Genomic DNA, 18,792 nt, shown 5'->3' with positions numbered 1-18,792 from the left:
CGAAATACGTTTTTTATTGAACCAGACAGGCAACGCTATTTCAGGAAAAAGCAGAAATTATATTGGTACATATTTACCAATTTACTCAAAATTAAATCAACTCGAGTCATTGGCGGTACGAGGACGTGATAATTACTGTGTATATTTCTGGGCACCCAACATGGATCGATATTTATCCGGGTCGACCAAACCGGGACATAGCATTGTTGTGGGCATCAATTGCGGCGACCCTGCGCACCACCATAAGCTGAAACTACTCATCTCATTTTGAGCTAATACTTTCAATAACCCTGGATAACTATGTGCCGGCGAGATCCCACCTTCCAGAGTGATCATTTCGCTGCAATCCGCATTGCATGTGACAACAGGCGATGGACCTCCAAAGGCAGGGAATTTCTCAAGTACATCATCAACCATCAGATTGCGCTGCAATGCCTCAATCGCCAGATCGGACAGCGCCTGATACCACGCCTCATCATCATTCATGATTGAAAAGGGGTTTTCATTGGCGGGCCTGGAAGCTACCAGTGTCAGCGGAAAATATCGCCCAACGCTGTCGACGCTCGGCACGAGAATTCCAGACCACAAATGTGCGTCGATGACCCCAGGGCTAAAGGCAAAGCGCCAGATAGGGCTCGTCATGTAATAATCCAGCCACGAGCTCCCCAGCGCCTCTTGGGCTCCGTACACAGCCTGCTGCAGCCATGCATCCCAGATGGATACAAAGCTACCGGGCAGGCTGCGCTGCACAAAGTCACCGTGTGCAGGCAGCTTTCCATATATGCCACAAACCGTCATATTCATCGCACACTCACAGCCGCTGTGGGCAGCGATAGGCCGACAACAGGTTTTTATCGAATGGATCGTAAGCGCTAGAAGCCGTTAATCGGAATTGCGCGGAGCGGCTCGATTCAGTGAAAGTGATGAGATGCTCGTTATTGCTGCCACCTCGCTCCAGACTCGACTTGGCGATCAGTCGATGCCACGCCCAGTCACCTTCGAAATGCTGGCGGTGGACCGTCTCATTCAGATCTTCAAAAATAATTCGCGCTCGATTTGATTCGCCACCTCGCCAATCCAGCGTGCGGCTGGTACGAGGGCCATGAGAATAGGGCACCCTTTGCCCCCCCAATTCCAGAGCAAATAAACGGACCCCAGAGTCCAGCTTGGTTGGCTCGATTCGAAAATCGTATGCGGCCTGCTCTCCGGTGCTAAACAGCGTCTTCCTGATAATTTCGGCACGCTTCATTTGCGAAAGTGCCGCACTGGACAAGCCAAGGCTCCTGCCGTCGAGCACCCGAGGTTTCCAGTTTCGAGTATCGATAAATGGCTTTAGATACTGCTGTACAAACTGCTGTTCTACGCCTCCCGGCTTGAAAAATTCATTGAACTGCATCATTGGCGCATCCAGTGAGCTGCCAGCCCACAAGGGGTATCGCTGCGCAAGGCTACGTTGGTATGTGTCGTACACCTGCTGCTGCCACGCTCGGTCAACATGGGCCTTGGCTTTTGCCATGACCAGCGCCCAGGTATTATCCGCCACCTGTTCCAGCCAGCCATCAAATGGGAAGGGCGCGTTGGCCGCTTTTACCCGTAGCTGCTTGATGGCATCGCTCGCACCCTGGAAGCGCGCTTTTGCTTTGTTGAAGGCAATTTCATTCGAATCAACACCGCCATCAATTTCAGCTACGTAGCCCTGCACTTGAGCAATTGCAGCGAGGTACTCCTGAATACGAGCAGGCCGCCCTTTTACACTCTGTGTCAACCGGTGAAGCGCTTCAAAGCGGACATCCACCATGGTGGGCTGGTACTGGTCGGCAAGCGCATTGATGGCGCTGCTGGCAGCTGTGCCACCCAGCTGTCGGGTGGTGGTTGAAACGGGAAGGGGTACGCCATTGGCATCCACAGGTAGTTCTGGGCGAGGCGTTAGACGCGTATTGTCCGCGGCAATTTCAGATAGCGCGAGTAAGGGAGAGTACACCGGGTCCGAAAGCGTGGACAAAACCTCGAATGCTTCCTGCGTCGAGTCATACCCCTTCAAGGAAAAGCTCGCAAGGAAGGATTGCCAACGTTGATGATATTCAGCGAGATAAAGGCCTTTTACCTGCTCGCCGAGCTTCTCAAGATCTTTCTCGGAAAAATCTTCACCATCAAGATTCCCGCCATAGATCCAGCGCTCCTGCGACAGATTTTTGAGCAGCGGTGAGTCGGCTCCGAAGTCCACATCCTTGTAACCTGCCCGAGTGTAGAGGTAAGGGATCTGAAACCGCTGATCACCTGGCTGTACACCGAAAAGCCGAGCGGTGTCTCCTCCGACATCGCTGTACAGATCGACGCGAGTGTTAGCCAGTTCGCCGCGCTGTAACTGCCCATAGAGTCTCTGCGCAACCGGTATGCGACGCAACTGCTGCTGTGCCACAGCCACCACGCGGTCATTCGGGGTACGACCTGCAGGAAGTTGCTGCGAAAGCAGCCGGTCTAAGTGTGCGACTAATTTCTCCTGCTTTTCCGCATTGCCACTAAGGCTCTCGGACCAGGCATGCTGGTAATATGACTTCAACGCCTCCTGATCCCGCTTCTCTTCGTCAAACAACATCAGATAGGTTTTCAGCGTCGGTGTCAGTTCAGCATCCGCACTGTCCAATCGGGCCAGTTTTCGCTCCAACTCCTGCTGCAACGCCGGCAAAAATATCTCATTCAGCTTCTCGCGATACAGGGCGTCAGCGGCTTCGTCGACCCGGTCGTCATAGAGCCCCATATTATTCAGCCATGGGTGCTCTTCCTTTTGATAGACGGTGGACGCCGTGTAAAGTGGATCGAGTAATGCCAGTGCATCAACCGGCCCTATGGGGCGGCCGTCAGACTCGCGCTGATACTGTTTAAAAGCATTCAGATTTTCCTCGACTTCCCCCATATATAACTTGTTCTGGGTAATACTGCCTGTCCAAAGTGTCAAGGCAGCCACAAGCATGCACACCGACGCCGCATAGACTGAGCCACGTACCCAGTGTGTAGCGCGCTCGAACTGACGGTTGACGCCCACCAGTTCCGCCTCCGGAAACACCACATCTTTCAGCAGCCGATGGAGGAAATAGCTTTTTCCGGCGCCCTGAAACTTTTTACCCATATCCCGCTCAAGGCCGAAGTCGGAACTGATCGATGCCATCATGCGATCGATCGGGCTGCCTTCCTGTGTGCCGCTGGTAAAGTAGACACCGCGCACCATGGGCACGGTGTCGTAACGATTGGCGCCGAACGTCTGATGGACGAATTCCGTGATCACACCTTGCAGGCTTTCCATCCGTGCCGGGAATCCCTGTAGCAACGCGCGCTTTTCCAGGTTGCGCTCGTGGTGTATACGCCACAAGACTCGCTGGTTCAGACGCGAGATCAGCGCGCGAAACTCTGCAGAAAACTCTTCCAGAGGGGCGCCATCTCCCACTCTCAACTCTTCCGGGAAGCTGACGCCCCAAACCTGTTCACGCTCAGCCTGGGACAGGTTGTCGAAAAACTCGCTAAACCCGGCAACCAGATCGCATTTGGTAAATGTAAGATAAATAGGAAAACGAACACCGAGCTTTTGCTGGAGCTCATTGATTCGCGCACGGATCGTTTTGGCCTGATGTGCGCGCTGCTCCCCGGTCTGCACCATCAAATCCTGGAGACTGATGGCCACCAATACACCATTGATTGGCCGGCGGCGACGATATTTTTGCAGCAAACTGAGAAATGCACGCCACGCGCTGTTGTCGTATACCCGGTGACTATCCTGCGTGGTATAGCGACCAGCGGTGTCTATCAGCACTGCGTCATTGGTAAACCACCAATCGCAATTGCGAGTGCCTCCCACCCCGCCAAGCGCCTCCTTACCGTGGCTCTGTGCAAGTGGAAACTCAAGCCCCGAGTTGACTAACGCGGTGGTTTTACCAGACCCGGGCGGGCCAATAATGATGTACCAGGGTAGCTGGTACAGGGAAAGCTGTCCCCGCTGGGAACGAAAGCGTGCCTTGCGCAATACTTGCATAGCTTCACGGAAACGGTCGGCTAGCGCCTGCAGCTCCTCCTGGCTACGCTCCTGGTCCGGATCAACTTCTTCATCTCGCGTTGATTCAATCCCCTCGATCAGTGCTTGATTCTGCCGCCGCTCTACCAGCCATTGGCTGAGATTCCACACCAGCCAGATAACAAACAGGAATGCGATGATCGTGATACGCGCCCCTTTGGAAAGGGTCGCGTTATCACTGCCAAACTTTATGTACTCGGCGCCAAACCAGATCAACAGCGCAAGAGCCCCCAGGCCGATCAGGCCCAGTACCCACTTGTTGGCAAAGAAATTAGCCAAACGTCTCATGTATCACTCCAATAACCACAACCGGAATCGGCGGGCAATTCACGTCTGCGAATCAGCGCAGCTTGGTATTCGGACCTGCGCTATCGATTTTTAGCGCCTGTATTTCGTTGGCGACTGGTGTTGCACTCTGGTACAACCACCAGCGATAGCCGCTGAATGTCGCCATCAGGATCCCGAGCACGACACTGGCAATGACCCATAACGGCACATACTGATGTAGCCGAGTTTTGCGTTCGACACAGCCCTGCCACCGCGGTGACAGGTCCCGATCCATCGGAGGACGATGGCTTTCGATGGTGCGGTAAAGATTCTCGCGGATCTGCTCTAGCTGTTCGTAGCCTCGCTGAACTAATCGATACTTACCCTGAAAGCCAAGGCTAAGACAGAGATAAAAAAGCTCAAGTAACTCGATGTGGTAACCGGGCGTTTCCAGTGTGCGCTGTAATATCTGGAAGCATTTTTCACCGCCAAATGTTTCCTTGTGAAACAGGCTTAGCAGCGAATGCTGACTCCAGCCGCTTGCTGTTCCCCAGGGCGTGGTGAGTACGACCTCATCAACCACTGAGCACAATAGATAGCGCGCGGTCAGGACAGTGTCCTGCGACAGCGATAGTTGACGCGCCTCCCGCTCAAAACTCTGTATCTCGCGGGTCAGACGCTTATGCAGATCCGGTACGTTACCGTGACTCATGGTTGTGCGTAGCTTGATAATGGCACCGAGCAATTTGGATGCCGCAGAAATGAGTGGATTCAGGCTGTTACGGATCTGCAGCTCTGGACCACCGTCACCGGTAGAAAAATTCTGTGCTCTAGGCCGCTGGCTTGCAGCAACGGCAGCTCCGGGTGTTGGCACCATCACGGTTCGGTCGTCCGCTGAAGGCGGCGTATAGGCATCATTGGTCATATCAATTATTCCGGATCGCCCAGAGTTCCATGTTTATTCCCGGGAATTCTGCACCGAGATGAACGGCAAAGCCGCCGGAGCGCTGCATCGTTTGCCAGAGCTCGCCTGTGCGTTCGAGTTCAAAGTAAGTAAATCCTGCGTGATATGGTATCTGTCGTGGGGCCACCGGAAGTGCGCGTACGGAAAGTCCCGGTAATTGCGCAGAAATTAGTTCGCGGATGGCTTCTACCGGCGCCACTTTAGCCTGACTCGGGAAACGACTCCGGAGTATATCTCCGGGCATATCCGCTTTTGTGGCGAGTACGAAGCTCGCAGTTTTCACCAGTGATGGGTCCGTAATTGGTGCTACGTAGATACCGAACTTTCGCTGCACAAGGTCCATCGGAATTGCGGTTTGCTCAAGAACTGTCGACAACGACTGGCGCAGTGCAGAAAAGAGACCGGTATAGCTCTGCTGCAGGTTTTCGTGCATGTAGCGTGGAATTTCCGGGGGGCGCTTATTACTTGCGGTAAACGTGGATAGCTCACCCGCAAGCTGCAGAAGTTCAAGATAGAGGTTGTGCGGATGCAGGCGGGGTTGGCCGGTAATCTGTTTCAGCAATGGCTCAAAGCGGTTGATTACCTGCAACAAGAGATAGTCCGCTATTTCTGCAGACCCACTGCGGCCACTGTCGCTGAGCCGATGACCGAGGGCACTTCCACGATGATCCAGAAGCCCTTTAACCTCCTCGATATACGCCTTGATGACCGAAGACGCATCTGCATTCAATAAGGGAGGGATATATTCGGCATCCAGCTCTACCGGCTTTTCCGGCTGCCTTTCACGGATACGTGCAACGCCAATGGCCGCGTAGCCTCCCAGGTCTTCACTACCTAGCTTGAGGCAGGTGCGTAATTTTCCGACCTGAATACGTGCAGCCTCACCCGAGGTGGAGGCGCTATTACGCGCATCAAAATTGAACGCCTGATAACGGGCCTGTGCAAAATCTTCCTGATCCCTGACCGATTCCTGGCTGCCCGGACGCCGCATGGGAATACACAGGTAGACGATTTCATCCCGGGTGTTCACGGGAACATCCAGCACATCCGGAAGCTGCTCATTTTCTGGCGCCAGCATGGGGGTACCGTCAGGAAATATGGCGCTGACGCGCGAGATGGACAGCTTGCCCATGGCAAGAGGCTCACTGTCAATTGCCAGCTCTGCAAGCCCCCAGGTATAAGGGCCGAACGCTGAAGTGCGCGCTTCCAACAGCTGCTCCAGATATCGATCCTGCTGCTGGAAATGTTGAGGGCGCAGAAACATTCCCTCGCTCCATATCACCTTATTATTTGCCGACATACAATTTCCCTGTTGCGGCGCAAGGACGTTGCCTTACGAACTTTAATCGCAATTTGCGTTATGGATTAACAAACGGAATCACCGCTTACCAGTTTTCTGTAACTCACGTAAACGCTCGTACTCGGCACTGGAAATGGTAACGGTCGCCTCCTTGCTTTCGTCTCGAATTTTTTCGGCAGTGCGACGCCGCATGTCCAGGGCTTGCGTGGAGGCGATGCGGGTACCCTCAAGCGTAATACCGTAGGTATTTTTCTTGTATTCCGTGATCGGTAACAACATCAATGCCTCCGCCCGTCGGTACTGGACAAACTCCGCCAGCAAGCCGATATATCTTACTTCCGGGGTAAGCGACAACTCTTCAACCCGTTGTTCTCCCGGCGCAAACTCCTTCAGGATCACGGTATCAAGGAGATCCTTGCCGAGACGGGACTCAGCGTTCTCATAGAGATTCAGGAATTCCTCGCGCGAAAACTGGCGGTCATCGGCCAGCATGAAAACCCTTACAACTACTGGCGACGCGCGACCATCGCTATCGGGGTTTACGTTGTGCTCGATATCGATATCCAGCGTTACGCTGGTATCGAAATTCAAAGTACGGCGTGTGGTCTGGCAAGCAGCCACGGTGATCGCGAGTGCCGCTATCAACACCAATTTCATACAGTTTCTATATTTCACGATTTTCTCCCAATATCCAAAATCCACGGGCGCAGCAGCGAGGCTGTCATCGGCGATTAAAATGGTTCATTTTTCGCGCATTCTTCAGCTCTGAAAGCTGATGTTCATAGGTAGTCGCAAACTCTTCTCCGAACAATTGTCGATAGCAGGCATCCGGGTCGCTCACCATCTTTCGGTATGAATCGACAAAGCTTTCCCAGTTACGCGCATTTTTACTGGTAAAAACGCCGTTATGTGCACCACCTCGCTTCGCAATATTTTCCGGACTAAAAAATCGCAACATCGCTTCGTAGCCTGCACGCATTCCTGAAAGCACGGCCACCTGGTGATCCGACAGGTCATCGAAGCTATCTCGCACCGCCTCTACTGGCGACATAAACGCGCTGGTACCCGCAAACATTGCACCCAGGGCATCTCTGGCCGTTGCACTGAATTTCAGTGGGTTATTGGCTTCCGTCTGGATCATGGTGCGCTGTACACGCAATTCATTCTTGATACTGGTACGGGCGCGTAGTAAATCAATCAGTCGTGCCACTGATTCCTCGACAATGGCCGCGGCCTGGGTATCCAATTCTGCGAGCTGGTGGCTATCGAGGTTTAAGCCAAGTTCCTGCGCCAATGCCGCCGCCACACCCGGTGATCCGGCGGTCGATTTCTGCTGCGGGCGAACCTGGGAGGGAACTTGTGCAGCCGGTTGTTGCTCGCGCTCTGCAGGCTGGGGTGCTGGCTGAATGCCGGCGTTCATCGCTGGAGGCGTAAACTGTTGTGATCCACTGGCAAAAGCATCACTGGCCGAAGCGCGAAGCGGAGCCTGTTGGGGAGGGGAATTCGGCGTGGCAAACCCGGGCGTCCCTTCGACCTGGCTTCCCGCCATTGCCGAAAAGGATTCAGCAAACGGATTGTCAGTAGTAGACGACGCATTTTGCTCATGAGCAGGCGCAACAGGGGTGGGATAATCCGGCTGCTGGTCCATCGGCATCACTGGCGTATTGATAACGCCAGGTGGTTCCGGCGGATTCACACCAGGCACTGACTGTACTTGCGGAAGTGGCGAAGGGGACGGCGCTGGCTCCCGTATTGCTGACAGCTGCATTGCGTGGCTATCTACGGGCGCGTGGTCCTGCTCACTGCCATCTTTCCACCAGGCGTCGTCACCTGCCCACTGACCGGCAGACGTATGACCAGTGCCGGCGCCACCGATCGATCCGAAGCTGTCTGCAGGATCCAGGACCTGCAGCGGGTCTGTGGGAGCCTCCACACCAAGAAGGCTATCCAGCGAACTTGCACCTTCACTCCCGCCGCCTGGCGACACCAGGTAGCCCCATTCACCACTCTGACTACCCTTCGTGTCGCCCGCAGGCTCCAGCCAACTGTCGAGCTCGCTGGCGTCTCTGGCACTTTGCATTTTTGCTTCGGCAGCGGGACTGAAAGTAGTGCGATCGGAGTTATCGAGAAAATCTGCGCTGCCAAGTCCCTCCGGAATACCGCTATCCATCGCTGGTTTACGTACCGAAACTTTCAGCTGATAGTCGCCCAGTGAGACAAGGTCGCCATCGGCCAGGGGGATTCGGTTACCTTTGCCAACCGGGTCCGACGACTGATTGTGAAACGTGCCATTGGTGCTCTGATCGGTCAGAAAATACCGATTCTCTACAAAGCTGATCTCCGCATGGCGCGAGGACACTACCCGCTGCGGATCTGGCAACACCCAGTCATTACTATCGGCGCGCCCCACACTGCCACCCTCGCGGTTAAACAGTTTGGTGTGCTTCAGCATATTGGCCCCTTCAGGGTCAGACACCACAGAAAGCAGTAGATCCATGTCAGTTTCGCTCGTCGTTTGGTTGGCATCGGCTCGCCCGCTGCCTTAAACAGGAACTTTCGGTATTGCGTTTCAGGCCCACGGACCTTTCAGTTGTGTGCCGGCGATGGATTGCAGTCTCGGTAAAAGAATCTCGTCACGCCCCCGTATGGAACGAAGCGTGCTCAGACCAGCGCTGTCGAAGCGCGCGGCGGCACCATCTGTCATCCAGGCCTCAGCACACGGGGTCAGCCACTCTCCCTGAGGCAACTTGCGCAGATGGAGTGGAAGTCCCCGGTAGTGATCCGCTACTACCGGCTGCGGCGAACCGGCGGTAACAAACGCGCTGCAAATAGACAAAGTCAGCAGGTAGGCACTGTTGCCCCACAGATAGTAGCGCTGCCCCAGTTCGGGACTCAGCTCTTCGAAGGAGAATGACTCGGTGCGCGATGCATCTGCGCCATAAGGTAGTCGCAACAAAAAGCGGGGCGCGGCCAGGGCAAGATGTGCACAAGCCTGGTACTCACGCACCGCTTGCCAGCTCTGGGTAAACTCGCTTGAAAGTGGAAAGCCCCAGTCGTCTGGATCCATTGCTCCGGCCATACTGGGGCACCCGGCAAGGCGACAATCACCGCCCATGACCACGGTGCTGCCCGCGGCTTCGGCGATGGTTGCGAGATCTATCAGCATATGCAGATCACGCTCATCATCATTGATGGTAAAGTCGCCGAGAATCAGGTCATAGGGCGCGCTCCCGGCTACGGTATGGCGCTCTACCAGACACTTGAAGAGTCCCGACTGCTCCAGATCGCCTTCTGCCTGCGCAAGATCGGCGAGCACTTCTGCCTTGCTGATATCCAGAAGATGAAGCTCTAACCCGCGGTGATCCTCCAGGCGTCGAAGCAGTAAGTGCAGGCCTCGCCAGCTGGCCTCCAGCTGACGAAAATCACTGTGGTGCATGATTTTGCGCATTGCTTCCGAGGCTGCTTCGCTGACCGCATCCAGATAAATATCCCGATTTCCGTCTGGCTTCTTCTGCACGTAGGGGGCGACAATGTCCTTGATCAGTTGATCGATCTGGGCCCCTGCTTCTATCTGCGACTGAGCCTGGGAACTTGTGCCGGACAGAATCCTGTCGAGCATCGACGCCGTATCTCTCGATGCCGTATCACTCTTCGTTGTAGCATCCTGCGAGCCTTGCGTCGGACTTGCCAGGTCTGGCCGCCACTGCCGAATCTCCTCGGCCGCATGCGGAAATTCCGATGGGTTTAAAAGCCGATTTTTGAGCTGGATAAAGTGACTAAATAGCGGGACGCGTTGATAGAGGTAGTCTGGGTGCAGGTCATCGAACTCCAGTAGAGAAAGTGGCTCCGGCATACATGGGAGGCTGACCGCAACCTGCAGACGTTCAAACACCTTCTCGAAGTTATCTTTTCGCAACGGATAGGCCGCACGTGCACGGATGGTTTCCGGTTCACAGATTGATCGGCTGACGCGACCACTAAAATCGCCGATGATGGCAACGCGGTATTTGGCACCTGGGTGCCATTTGCGTAAAGGTTCGTCCGCTTGCTCCGCTTTAAAAATAGCGGCTTCCGCTCGTACATTTGCCCTGCTCACGCCCCGGCCTCCAGATTTACGGACTTTGTGTCAGGCTCACTTTCTGCCTCAACCGCCGCATTCTCAACTTTAATTTTGGTATTTTTTTTGGGACGCCCGCGTTTCAGTGGCCTGACCCGCTGATTGGAAATCTGTTCGATTTTGTCTTTGAACACATCGCCTCCGAGAACCTGTCCTAGCTTGATGGTCTCAGCAATGTACTCCAGTAGCCGCCGATCAAAGCGGTAGCGGAAAAGCTCCTGGTAGGCTTCGGCCCTCGCTTGCGGCGTTTTGCCCAGTACAAGATACAGACGGTGATCCTTGATCACATTGCTCTGTTCGATATTCGCGTGATGGCGGAAGCTCGACCAGGGGTACTCACTCATGGATTCCACCAGCCCCAGATAGATTGGGCGAGACTCAACATAGCGGTAACAGGTGAGGAGGTAGGAATCCGAGTCGATCAGGCTGGACTTATAACGCCCGGCCCAAAGTGTTCCAGAGCGTCGATAGCGGTGATTGACGAACTGGACATATCTGCGCCCCAGGGATTGCATCATCGATGAAATACCATCAGGCACCCGGGGTGTGGCAATAATCTGGATCAGGTTGGGCAACAGGACATAGGCGTGCACGTCCACCCGATATTGATCGGCCGCATTGCGCAGGCTGTCCAGGTAAAATTGATAATCTTCCTCATCAAAAAAACACGGCAAATTATTGTGCCCGACTTGCACAATATGTTGAGGAATATCGATTAGATTTAGTCTCGGAAGACGGGGCATCTTGCCAAAAAGTCCTTTTTAATTTGCACAGGTGTACCAACTGCACTCCTGAAACCCTGCAGGGGTCGGCATTATGGCAAATGATTTAAAAAAAATTCAAACCTGATGCGTTAGCAAGTTAACATTACTGTCTCAAAAAATACGGAAGTCATGGAGACTGAACCGATTTCTGGTTTCCCGGCGCCACAATAATCTGGAAATGTCATGGAGTTGTGACAGACATGGAGCCCATCAGGCTGGCAGTAAACGGCCGCACGGATATCGGTCAGGTACGAGACGAAAACGAAGATAGTATTCGCTGCCATAGTGATCCAGATCACCCCTTTGCCTATATTGTCGTAGCCGATGGCATGGGAGGCTATAGCGGCGGCGCTACGGCCAGTGATATTGCAGCGGACACCCTGCAAGGCGAACTCGATAAGCTACTCGACACCCCCTTCCTCACCTGCTCTCGCGAACGCCAGCACATCATGTTGAGGACCGCGCTTGTCGAAGGCATTGGCATTTGTAACCGAAAAATACTGGAGACAAAAAAAACTCGCCCACAGTTTTCCCAGATGGGAACCACTCTGGTGGCGGCGGCAATCTGGATGGATTTTCTCATCGTCGCACATATCGGCGACTCTCGTGCATACCTCTGGAATGATTATGGACTGCAACGCCTCACCAGGGATCACAGCGTGGTTCAGGAAATGATTGATGCCGGGCAGTTAACCGCAGAACAGGCACAGACGTCCCAGGTAAGGAATCACATAACACGTGCACTGGGAATTTCCGAGCCCGTCGAAGCCACAGTAAACAGCTGGACGTTAACGGAAAGTGCACTGTTGTTACTGTGTAGCGATGGCCTCACCGAATACATTGACGATCACACTATCGAACGTGTACTGGCCACCTATCGGCCGGCACTGGAATGTGTTTATCATTTTATAGATGACGCCAACCGGCGTGGCGGCCGCGACAACATCAGTGCCGGTATCATCGAATTCTGCAACCGCCCGGAAGCGGTGACGGAGTTCTCCGGGGATCCAATCACCTTGCAACCAAAAGCCACGCATGACATTACGGTGCGAAAATCCAGACGCTGATGCCTCACGGTCAACGCTCTCACCAAATTAAAAGCCCAATCTACGAGAAAGCGACATGACACCGGATCGTCTGGTCGAATTTATCCCTACCGTTATCGACTGGTTGTTACCCCCTGCCATGCCGGACACGGCTGGTGATGCAATAGGTATCTGCAAATGGTTCCAGAAAATTTCTCGCAGAGAGCGGGAAAACTCAAACGAGACAGTGGTACCAAATAGATTCCCCGACGACTTCTGGCCAGAAGCACCACAGATTAACGCTACGGAATACAGTCTCGTGCGTGCTGCAACTATGCCGGAGTTGAATGTACCAGCTTCCACGCTCGTGCGATTTTGCAATTACCCGGCCTATACCCCGCAAGGTGATGCACTTCCGGCCCTGCATGATTGCCACCAGATTGGCGGTCACGTGATTGCCGCCAATGGTGAACTCGCTTTTTGTCGCGAAGACTTCACGCTGCACGGACCATTTCCGTTTCGCTGGCAAAGGTACTACCGCCAGGGGCAGGAACGCGACATCGGCCTCGGCCCCGGATGGCGCCACACTCTGAGCGAACACTTGCAATTGCCGGAGACCAGGCCCGGAAAACAACAGAAACTATTATTACATACCGCAGATGGTCGACTCGTGGCGTTTGACCTTCCCGCGATCGGCAATGCCAGCTACAACCGCAGCGAGCGCCTGCACCTGCTTCGCCAGAGCCTGCACAGCTTTCGTTTATCGGCGTTTGATACACCAGACAAAATTTTCCGAGCAGATGGCGCGGGTAAAACCGCACCCTTAAGTGAAATTCGCGACGCGTTTGGCAACACACTGAGCGTGGATTATCGCAATGGTCATGCGCAAAAAATTGTCACATCCTGGGGAACGACGCTGGAGTTCGAGCATGAGAACGGTCGGCTCGCCCGGATAACTGATCGCCGTTCCGACAAGGCCCCAGCGCTGGCTGACTACCAGTACGACGCAGAGGGGTGTCTTGTAGCTACGCGCAATCGGTTAGTACAGGAACGCTTTACCGTTAGCGGCGGACAGATCAGCTCACTGACCAATCACGAATTGGGGCGGCTGACGTTCACTTACGATAGGTTCCAACGGGTAAGACAGGTCTGCCGCTCCGAAGATGCCGTCCAGCCGAACGACATAGAAGATGACCGCCAGATGGTGTGGAATTTACGCTGGCGATCAGGCACACAACGGTGCATTGTTACCACACGCGGTCAGTGCGAAACCCATTTGCGGTTTGATACCTGCGGTAATCTGATTGAGTCAACCCGGGAATCTCGCAGCCAGCGCTGGCGGTTTGACCTATACCGCAACCTCTGCCACAGCGTGGATGCACTCGGACAGGATACCCTGTACCGCTACGATGCATACGGACGACTGCGGAGGCGCACCCGAAACGGGGTAAATAATCACTATATTTATGACGATGAAGGAAGGCTGATTGCCGCTGGAAACCTCGTCGGGGATACCGGTACCCGCGTGTGGAAATACAGATATGCCGCGACCGATCGCCGCCCCACCGTCATCATCGATCCCGCCGGAGGTGTATGGAAATGTGAATACGACGAACGCGGTCAGTTGCGGACGCTCACGGATCCTGAGCACGGGCAACTTTCACTCGAATGGAACGCCGAGTGTCAGTTGTCCAGGCTTGTTCACGGTGATCGCGTTCTCACTTGGGAGTACGACAGCCAGGGAAATATCGTGGCACAAACGGGCACCAGGCTCGCTGCCAGAAAATGGCTTTACGATCAGCACTGCAAGCTCGAACGCTTGACGATTGGTGATTACACCCTTACTGTCAGTACGGATGAATACGGCCGCCCATGCACCCTCAGCCACAACAGTGAACCCGTGCTGCAATGGCAGTATGACGGCTGTGGTCGTGTGCGGTGTATACAGCAATTTTTCGGCCCGGCACTCAATCTCGGCTACAACCCACAGGGAAAGTTATCCACGCTGCGCTGCGACGACAGACAATATCGCTGGCGATATAACCAGTTCGGCCAACTGGCAAGCTTCGATGATGAACGCAGCCCGCAGCTCGAGTGGCATCATGCTGCGGGCGGTCAACTGCGAGAGTTCCGCGATTGCGACAGCCATTGGTACCTGCAGTACAACGACGCGGGCCACCTTGTGCAGATACGCAATAACAGCGGGCTAATCTGCCAATTTCATTTTGATGCCCTCGGGCGCCTGACACAGGCCGCCAATGAATACTGCAACCTGCGCTATCGCTATGACGCACGCGGGCTGCTGATCGCCGAACATCACGATGTGGACAGCGAAAATTCAGCCGACAACGTCAGCATCAACCACAGTTATGACAGCCGTGGCTGGCTGAAAAGCTCCTGCTCAGACTGTATAAATATCGCATTTACCTTTTCCCCGGCAGGGAGGCTATACGGCATCGATACCAATGGGGCTATGGCTGTACGTAGTGAGATACCGGCGAATGAACAGAAGAGTAACGACCAACCACATCGTGAATTTCTTTCCCTGGGCAGCAATCAGGTTATAAAAACCTTTCAGCAGGGCGTATTGAAATCGCTAGACTTCGGCAAGACTGGTGAGCTGGAAGTGCCGCCAACCTCGAACGCCATCCAGGGACTCCTTCCCGTTCTCGATTTATTTTCCCCGGCCCCGCGCTCCGCTGAAACAGCGCGCGACGCGCACGGCAACATCATTGCCACGGCCCGTATCGATAGCGGCCGCGCAGGGAGCTCCCCGTCAACTTATCGTTATCAGTATGACGGCTGGGGCCTGCTGCACAGCGTTGAATGCGGAGACTTTACAACCTGGCTGCGTTACGACCCGTTTGGAAGGCGCCTGATGAAAATCAGCACACACCGCCACTCCGGGCGGCAGCGCCGTATCGCCAGTCACTGGTCCGGCACCGGCCTGTGGAGTGAAACCAATCATCATGACAGTGGGCGCTCGAGCACAATCTTTTTGCACCATCCCAATAGGGGAATAGCACTTGGGCGAGTGTCATTCCAGCTCGCTGGCAATGGAGACACCACCGGTATAGTACCGGAACACCGTGAGTTCTTTGTGGCGGGAGACGATGGTCAATTACTGGCACTCCTTCCAGATACCCCAACACAATCGGATCCGGATACCCCGATTGTTCCGGCCTGGCGATTCAAACCTGAAAAGGCCGGTGACTGCAACGCGCCACTGCTGTGTCCCGGCAGTTATCAGGGAAAGCTGGGAACTTACGACGGTGACACCCGACTGTTCTATCGGCATTTCCGGCATTTCATTCCCGAGTTAATCCAGCGGGAAAACGGCACCAGAGTACCGAGTCTCGGCGCACCATTAGACGGTGGCCAGCGCTACCTGGTCACGCCGCCGGAGAAGCGTGACCTTCAGGTTCCCGGTAAACCCAACACGGCGAGGACGACAGGCGAACCGCAAAGTTAGCGACCGGTCACACAACCAACTTCGACCAGTTCGGGCCCAGCAACTTTTGACGCACTAATCCCTTCACACACCGGTAACTTCCATTAGCATGCCGCGCGAAAGACAGCGCTGTCAAAAATAAAGCTTTTGCCTCGCTCCTTTCAATTCGCAATCGATAATCAACAATAATTACAGGAAATCTGCCATGAATCACACCATCCGCAAGCCGCGTCAAGCGCCACTGGCGGCATCCGCCCTGCTCGCGCTCTGTGCGCTGCCCAGCGTCGAATCCAGTGCGCACGGAACCATGGAAATACCGGAGAGCCGCATTTATAACTGCTTTCTGAACAACCCTGAAAACCCGTCCGACCCCGCCTGTGCCGCGGCCAAAGCGGTCGGCGGTACGCAGCCTTTCTACGACTGGAACGAGATCAACCAGGCAAATGCGGCAGGCGATCATCGCGCGCTGATTCCGGATGGGCAGTTGTGCTCTGGCGGTCGCAGCAAGTATGCCGGTATGGATCTGGCCCGCAGCGACTGGCAAGCAACCCCCATCACGCCCAAAGCCGATGGCACTTTTGACTTCACCTTCTGGGCTACCGCGCCACATTCCACCAATGAATGGGTGTTTTATATCACCCGCTCCGGCTACACGGGTACAGAGCCTCTGCAGTGGGATGACCTGTTTGAATTCTGCCGGCTCGGCAACGTACCCGTGGGCGCAGACAAACGTTACACGCTGAACTGCCCCCTCCCACAACTGACCGGCAAGCATGTCATTTACACCACCTGGCAGCGGTCGGACAGTCCCGAAGCCTTTTACACCTGTACCGACGTAGTGCTCGGTAACGGCAGCCCCAGCATGTGGGCCGATGAGGGTGCGCTGCAGGCGTATTCAAGCCTCGAGACCGGCAGCCAGGTCACCCTGCGCCTGTTCAACGGTAGCGGCAACGATATGGAAACCATCACCCACCGGGTCGAGCAGGATTCGACTGCCGAAGAGTGGGCTTACGCATTTGCCAATACCGTAAACACCCAGTCCCAGTATGCACGTATCGGTACCCTTGATCCCTCCAGCGACACCGTTACGCCGGTTCTGAGTGCGTCCGAAAACCGCGTGTATACCCGGGCGGATCTGGACCTCAGTCATGAGGTGGATATCCAGCCCGCTGACACCAATCGGGGACCTACGGCGGACATCGTTGCGTCCCCGGGCAGCGTGACGGGAGCTGGCGCGGTCAATCTCTCCGCGGCCAACGCCATCGATCCCGACGGCGATCCGCTAAGCTATCGCTGGCAAGTCATCAGTGGTGCCGGTGCCACCCTCAGCAGCACTACCGCAGTGGATGTAGTGCTGGATCTGAGCGCGCCCCAGATTGCACAGACCGTTGTGGTTGAGCTGGTAGTCTCCGATGGTCAGGCAACCGACACCGGCCGCGTGAGCATCCTGCACACACCGGCATCCGGCGGCGACGATTACGACCACATCTACCCCGAAGGTATCGGTAGCTATGTACCCGGAGAAACTGTCGTACTGGCCAGCGATGGGAACCGCTACCAGTGCCGCCCTTTCCCGGAAGGACAGTGGTGCAACGTCAACAGCGCCTTCCACTACGCACCCGCTACCGGTACCAACTGGAGCGACGCCTGGACCAGGCTCTGATAAGCAAAAATTCGTGAACCTGAAACAGAAACGCCCGGCCTAAGCCGGGCGTTTCTGTTTCAAATGAAGAGGGCGCTTCATACACGGATTCCAAGGAGGTTTCCAAGAAGGTCTCCAAGGATAGGCGCTACTTATTGGCACTCAATTACCCCACATAGTCGTGGCTTATCGTATTTTCACTCTGCAGTGCCTATCTATTTTTTCATGGTCCTTTACTTAACGATGTTAACCGCCATAAACCGTCGAATAATCGGGACACATTCAGGGCATAGTTGTGTGCTTGCCGAATCATTATGCCCAGCTTCGTCGATAATATAGAGTTTATTTTTCATGCCTAACGCATTAAAACGTTGTTGAATGCTAATTGCTGCATGATAAAGACCGTTCTCGTCAACCCGAAGGATGTTATCCTTTTCTCCATGAATACTTAACAGTGGTACATTAGAATGTTTAAACATATCTGGGTCGGAGACGATTCCCGAGAGGTTCACAACGCCGCGAATTGTATAAGAGAATCCGGGGTTTCCACTATTACCATCTAATCCAGCATAGTTTATCGCGTGCTTTTCTATGGCTTCGGTTATTTTGTCTTTTGGATCCGCATATGCGACGAACATGGACGTTGTTGCCCCAGCCGAATGCCCGCCAATAAATATATTATTTACATCAATACGGTACTTGTTTTTGCCTTCATTATCTTTTATGAAAAAACGGATTAACGCTTTTTGATCTGATTGTGCCTTATAAATTGCATTATAATAATTACTATCGGTATCGATAGACTTTGACAATCTAAATCGATTGATGGCAACCACATAACCTGCTTTCGCGAATGCTATGCCAAAATCATCCATCCAGTGGTCATCGTGATTAACAAACCCCCCGCCAGGCGTAAGGATCAACAATACGCGAGCTTCGTTGGTATCGCCCTTGGGTTCGAATAAGCGAAATGTGAGATTTTCTTTCTGATGACTCAAGTCATTATCATTTTGCCCGTATTGAATATCCGAAGTGCGAATAACTTCTTCGAACACCTCGTTAACATACCTTTGTTGATCGGCAACTGTATTAACAGCCATCAAGGATAATATAAATATGAATACGAGTTTTCTGATCATAGTAAATTCAAACTTATGAATTTAAGGGGGAAGATTTATTTTCAGGCTGTTTAAGTACGC

The 18,792-nt window shown here is 54.1% G+C and carries 12 protein-coding genes; 3 read left to right on the top strand and 9 right to left on the bottom strand.

Features of this window, described 5'->3' with window-relative positions:
- Positions 1-132: 132 nt before the first annotated feature.
- From tagF to GTQ55_RS01740, 8 genes are all read right to left on the bottom strand, one after another.
- Positions 133-804 (bottom strand): type VI secretion system-associated protein TagF, encoded by a 672-nt coding sequence (tagF, locus tag GTQ55_RS01775; RefSeq protein ID WP_161857184.1) that lies wholly within the window; start codon positions 802-804, stop codon positions 133-135.
- A 7-nt stretch (positions 805-811) separates the two neighbouring features.
- On the bottom strand, positions 812-4,351 hold the full coding sequence (gene tssM / locus GTQ55_RS01770) for a type VI secretion system membrane subunit TssM (RefSeq protein ID WP_161857183.1): 3,540 nt from the start codon (positions 4,349-4,351) through the stop codon (positions 812-814).
- Positions 4,352-4,403: 52 nt separating this feature from the next.
- Complete coding sequence (icmH, locus tag GTQ55_RS01765; protein WP_161857182.1) at positions 4,404-5,255, bottom strand: type IVB secretion system protein IcmH/DotU; 852 nt, start codon at positions 5,253-5,255, stop codon at positions 4,404-4,406.
- Position 5,256: 1 nt separating this feature from the next.
- Entirely contained in the window at positions 5,257-6,594 is a 1,338-nt protein-coding gene (tssK, locus tag GTQ55_RS01760) for a type VI secretion system baseplate subunit TssK (protein WP_161857181.1), read from the bottom strand.
- Positions 6,595-6,672: 78 nt separating this feature from the next.
- Positions 6,673-7,269, bottom strand: coding sequence for a type VI secretion system lipoprotein TssJ (gene tssJ / locus GTQ55_RS01755; RefSeq protein ID WP_237567771.1), 597 nt, complete (start codon positions 7,267-7,269; stop codon positions 6,673-6,675).
- 46 nt (positions 7,270-7,315) lie between these two features.
- Positions 7,316-9,091, bottom strand: coding sequence for a type VI secretion system-associated FHA domain protein TagH (gene tagH / locus GTQ55_RS01750; protein ID WP_161857179.1), 1,776 nt, complete (start codon positions 9,089-9,091; stop codon positions 7,316-7,318).
- A 72-nt stretch (positions 9,092-9,163) separates the two neighbouring features.
- The gene (locus GTQ55_RS01745; protein ID WP_161857178.1) at positions 9,164-10,690 is read right to left on the bottom strand and encodes a type VI secretion system contractile sheath domain-containing protein; all 1,527 of its coding nucleotides are present in this window, start codon (positions 10,688-10,690) and stop codon (positions 9,164-9,166) included.
- Positions 10,687-11,385 (bottom strand): transposase, encoded by a 699-nt coding sequence (locus tag GTQ55_RS01740; RefSeq protein ID WP_237567770.1) that lies wholly within the window; start codon positions 11,383-11,385, stop codon positions 10,687-10,689. The genes GTQ55_RS01745 and GTQ55_RS01740 overlap by 4 nt, the downstream gene beginning before the upstream one ends.
- A 290-nt stretch (positions 11,386-11,675) precedes the next feature.
- Between GTQ55_RS01740 and GTQ55_RS01735 the strand changes: the two genes are divergently transcribed.
- From GTQ55_RS01735 to GTQ55_RS01725, 3 genes are all read left to right on the top strand, one after another.
- A complete protein-coding gene (locus GTQ55_RS01735) occupies positions 11,676-12,542 on the top strand; it encodes a Stp1/IreP family PP2C-type Ser/Thr phosphatase (RefSeq protein ID WP_161857176.1) in 867 nt (288 codons plus the stop codon).
- A 277-nt stretch (positions 12,543-12,819) separates the two neighbouring features.
- Positions 12,820-15,972 carry a DUF6531 domain-containing protein gene (locus GTQ55_RS01730; RefSeq protein ID WP_161857175.1) on the top strand — a complete coding sequence of 1,051 codons (3,153 nt, stop codon included), beginning with the start codon at positions 12,820-12,822 and terminating at the stop codon, positions 15,970-15,972.
- A 184-nt stretch (positions 15,973-16,156) separates the two neighbouring features.
- Positions 16,157-17,614, top strand: a complete 1,458-nt coding sequence (locus tag GTQ55_RS01725) for a lytic polysaccharide monooxygenase (RefSeq protein WP_161857174.1) — start codon at positions 16,157-16,159, stop codon at positions 17,612-17,614.
- A 212-nt stretch (positions 17,615-17,826) separates the two neighbouring features.
- Here the strand turns inward: GTQ55_RS01725 and GTQ55_RS01720 are convergent, their stop codons facing one another.
- Positions 17,827-18,732, bottom strand: coding sequence for an alpha/beta hydrolase (locus GTQ55_RS01720; RefSeq protein ID WP_161857173.1), 906 nt, complete (start codon positions 18,730-18,732; stop codon positions 17,827-17,829).
- Positions 18,733-18,792 lie beyond the last annotated feature (60 nt).

The sequence above is a fragment of the Microbulbifer hydrolyticus genome (assembly GCF_009931115.1).
GTDB lineage: Bacteria > Pseudomonadota > Gammaproteobacteria > Pseudomonadales > Cellvibrionaceae > Microbulbifer > Microbulbifer hydrolyticus.
Note: the sequence above shows the minus strand (reverse complement) of the source record. Positions and strands in the feature narration are given on the sequence as shown.

Coding starts and splice junctions, on each gene's coding strand:
- tagF (WP_161857184.1), bottom strand. CDS start 804: ATGAATATGACGGTTTGTGGCATATATGGAAAGCTGCCTGCACACGGT.
- GTQ55_RS01725 (WP_161857174.1), top strand. CDS start 16,157: ATGAATCACACCATCCGCAAGCCGCGTCAAGCGCCACTGGCGGCATCC.
- icmH (WP_161857182.1), bottom strand. CDS start 5,255: ATGACCAATGATGCCTATACGCCGCCTTCAGCGGACGACCGAACCGTG.
- tssM (WP_161857183.1), bottom strand. CDS start 4,351: ATGAGACGTTTGGCTAATTTCTTTGCCAACAAGTGGGTACTGGGCCTG.
- GTQ55_RS01720 (WP_161857173.1), bottom strand. CDS start 18,732: ATGATCAGAAAACTCGTATTCATATTTATATTATCCTTGATGGCTGTT.
- tagH (WP_161857179.1), bottom strand. CDS start 9,091: ATGGATCTACTGCTTTCTGTGGTGTCTGACCCTGAAGGGGCCAATATG.
- tssK (WP_161857181.1), bottom strand. CDS start 6,594: ATGTCGGCAAATAATAAGGTGATATGGAGCGAGGGAATGTTTCTGCGC.
- GTQ55_RS01735 (WP_161857176.1), top strand. CDS start 11,676: ATGGAGCCCATCAGGCTGGCAGTAAACGGCCGCACGGATATCGGTCAG.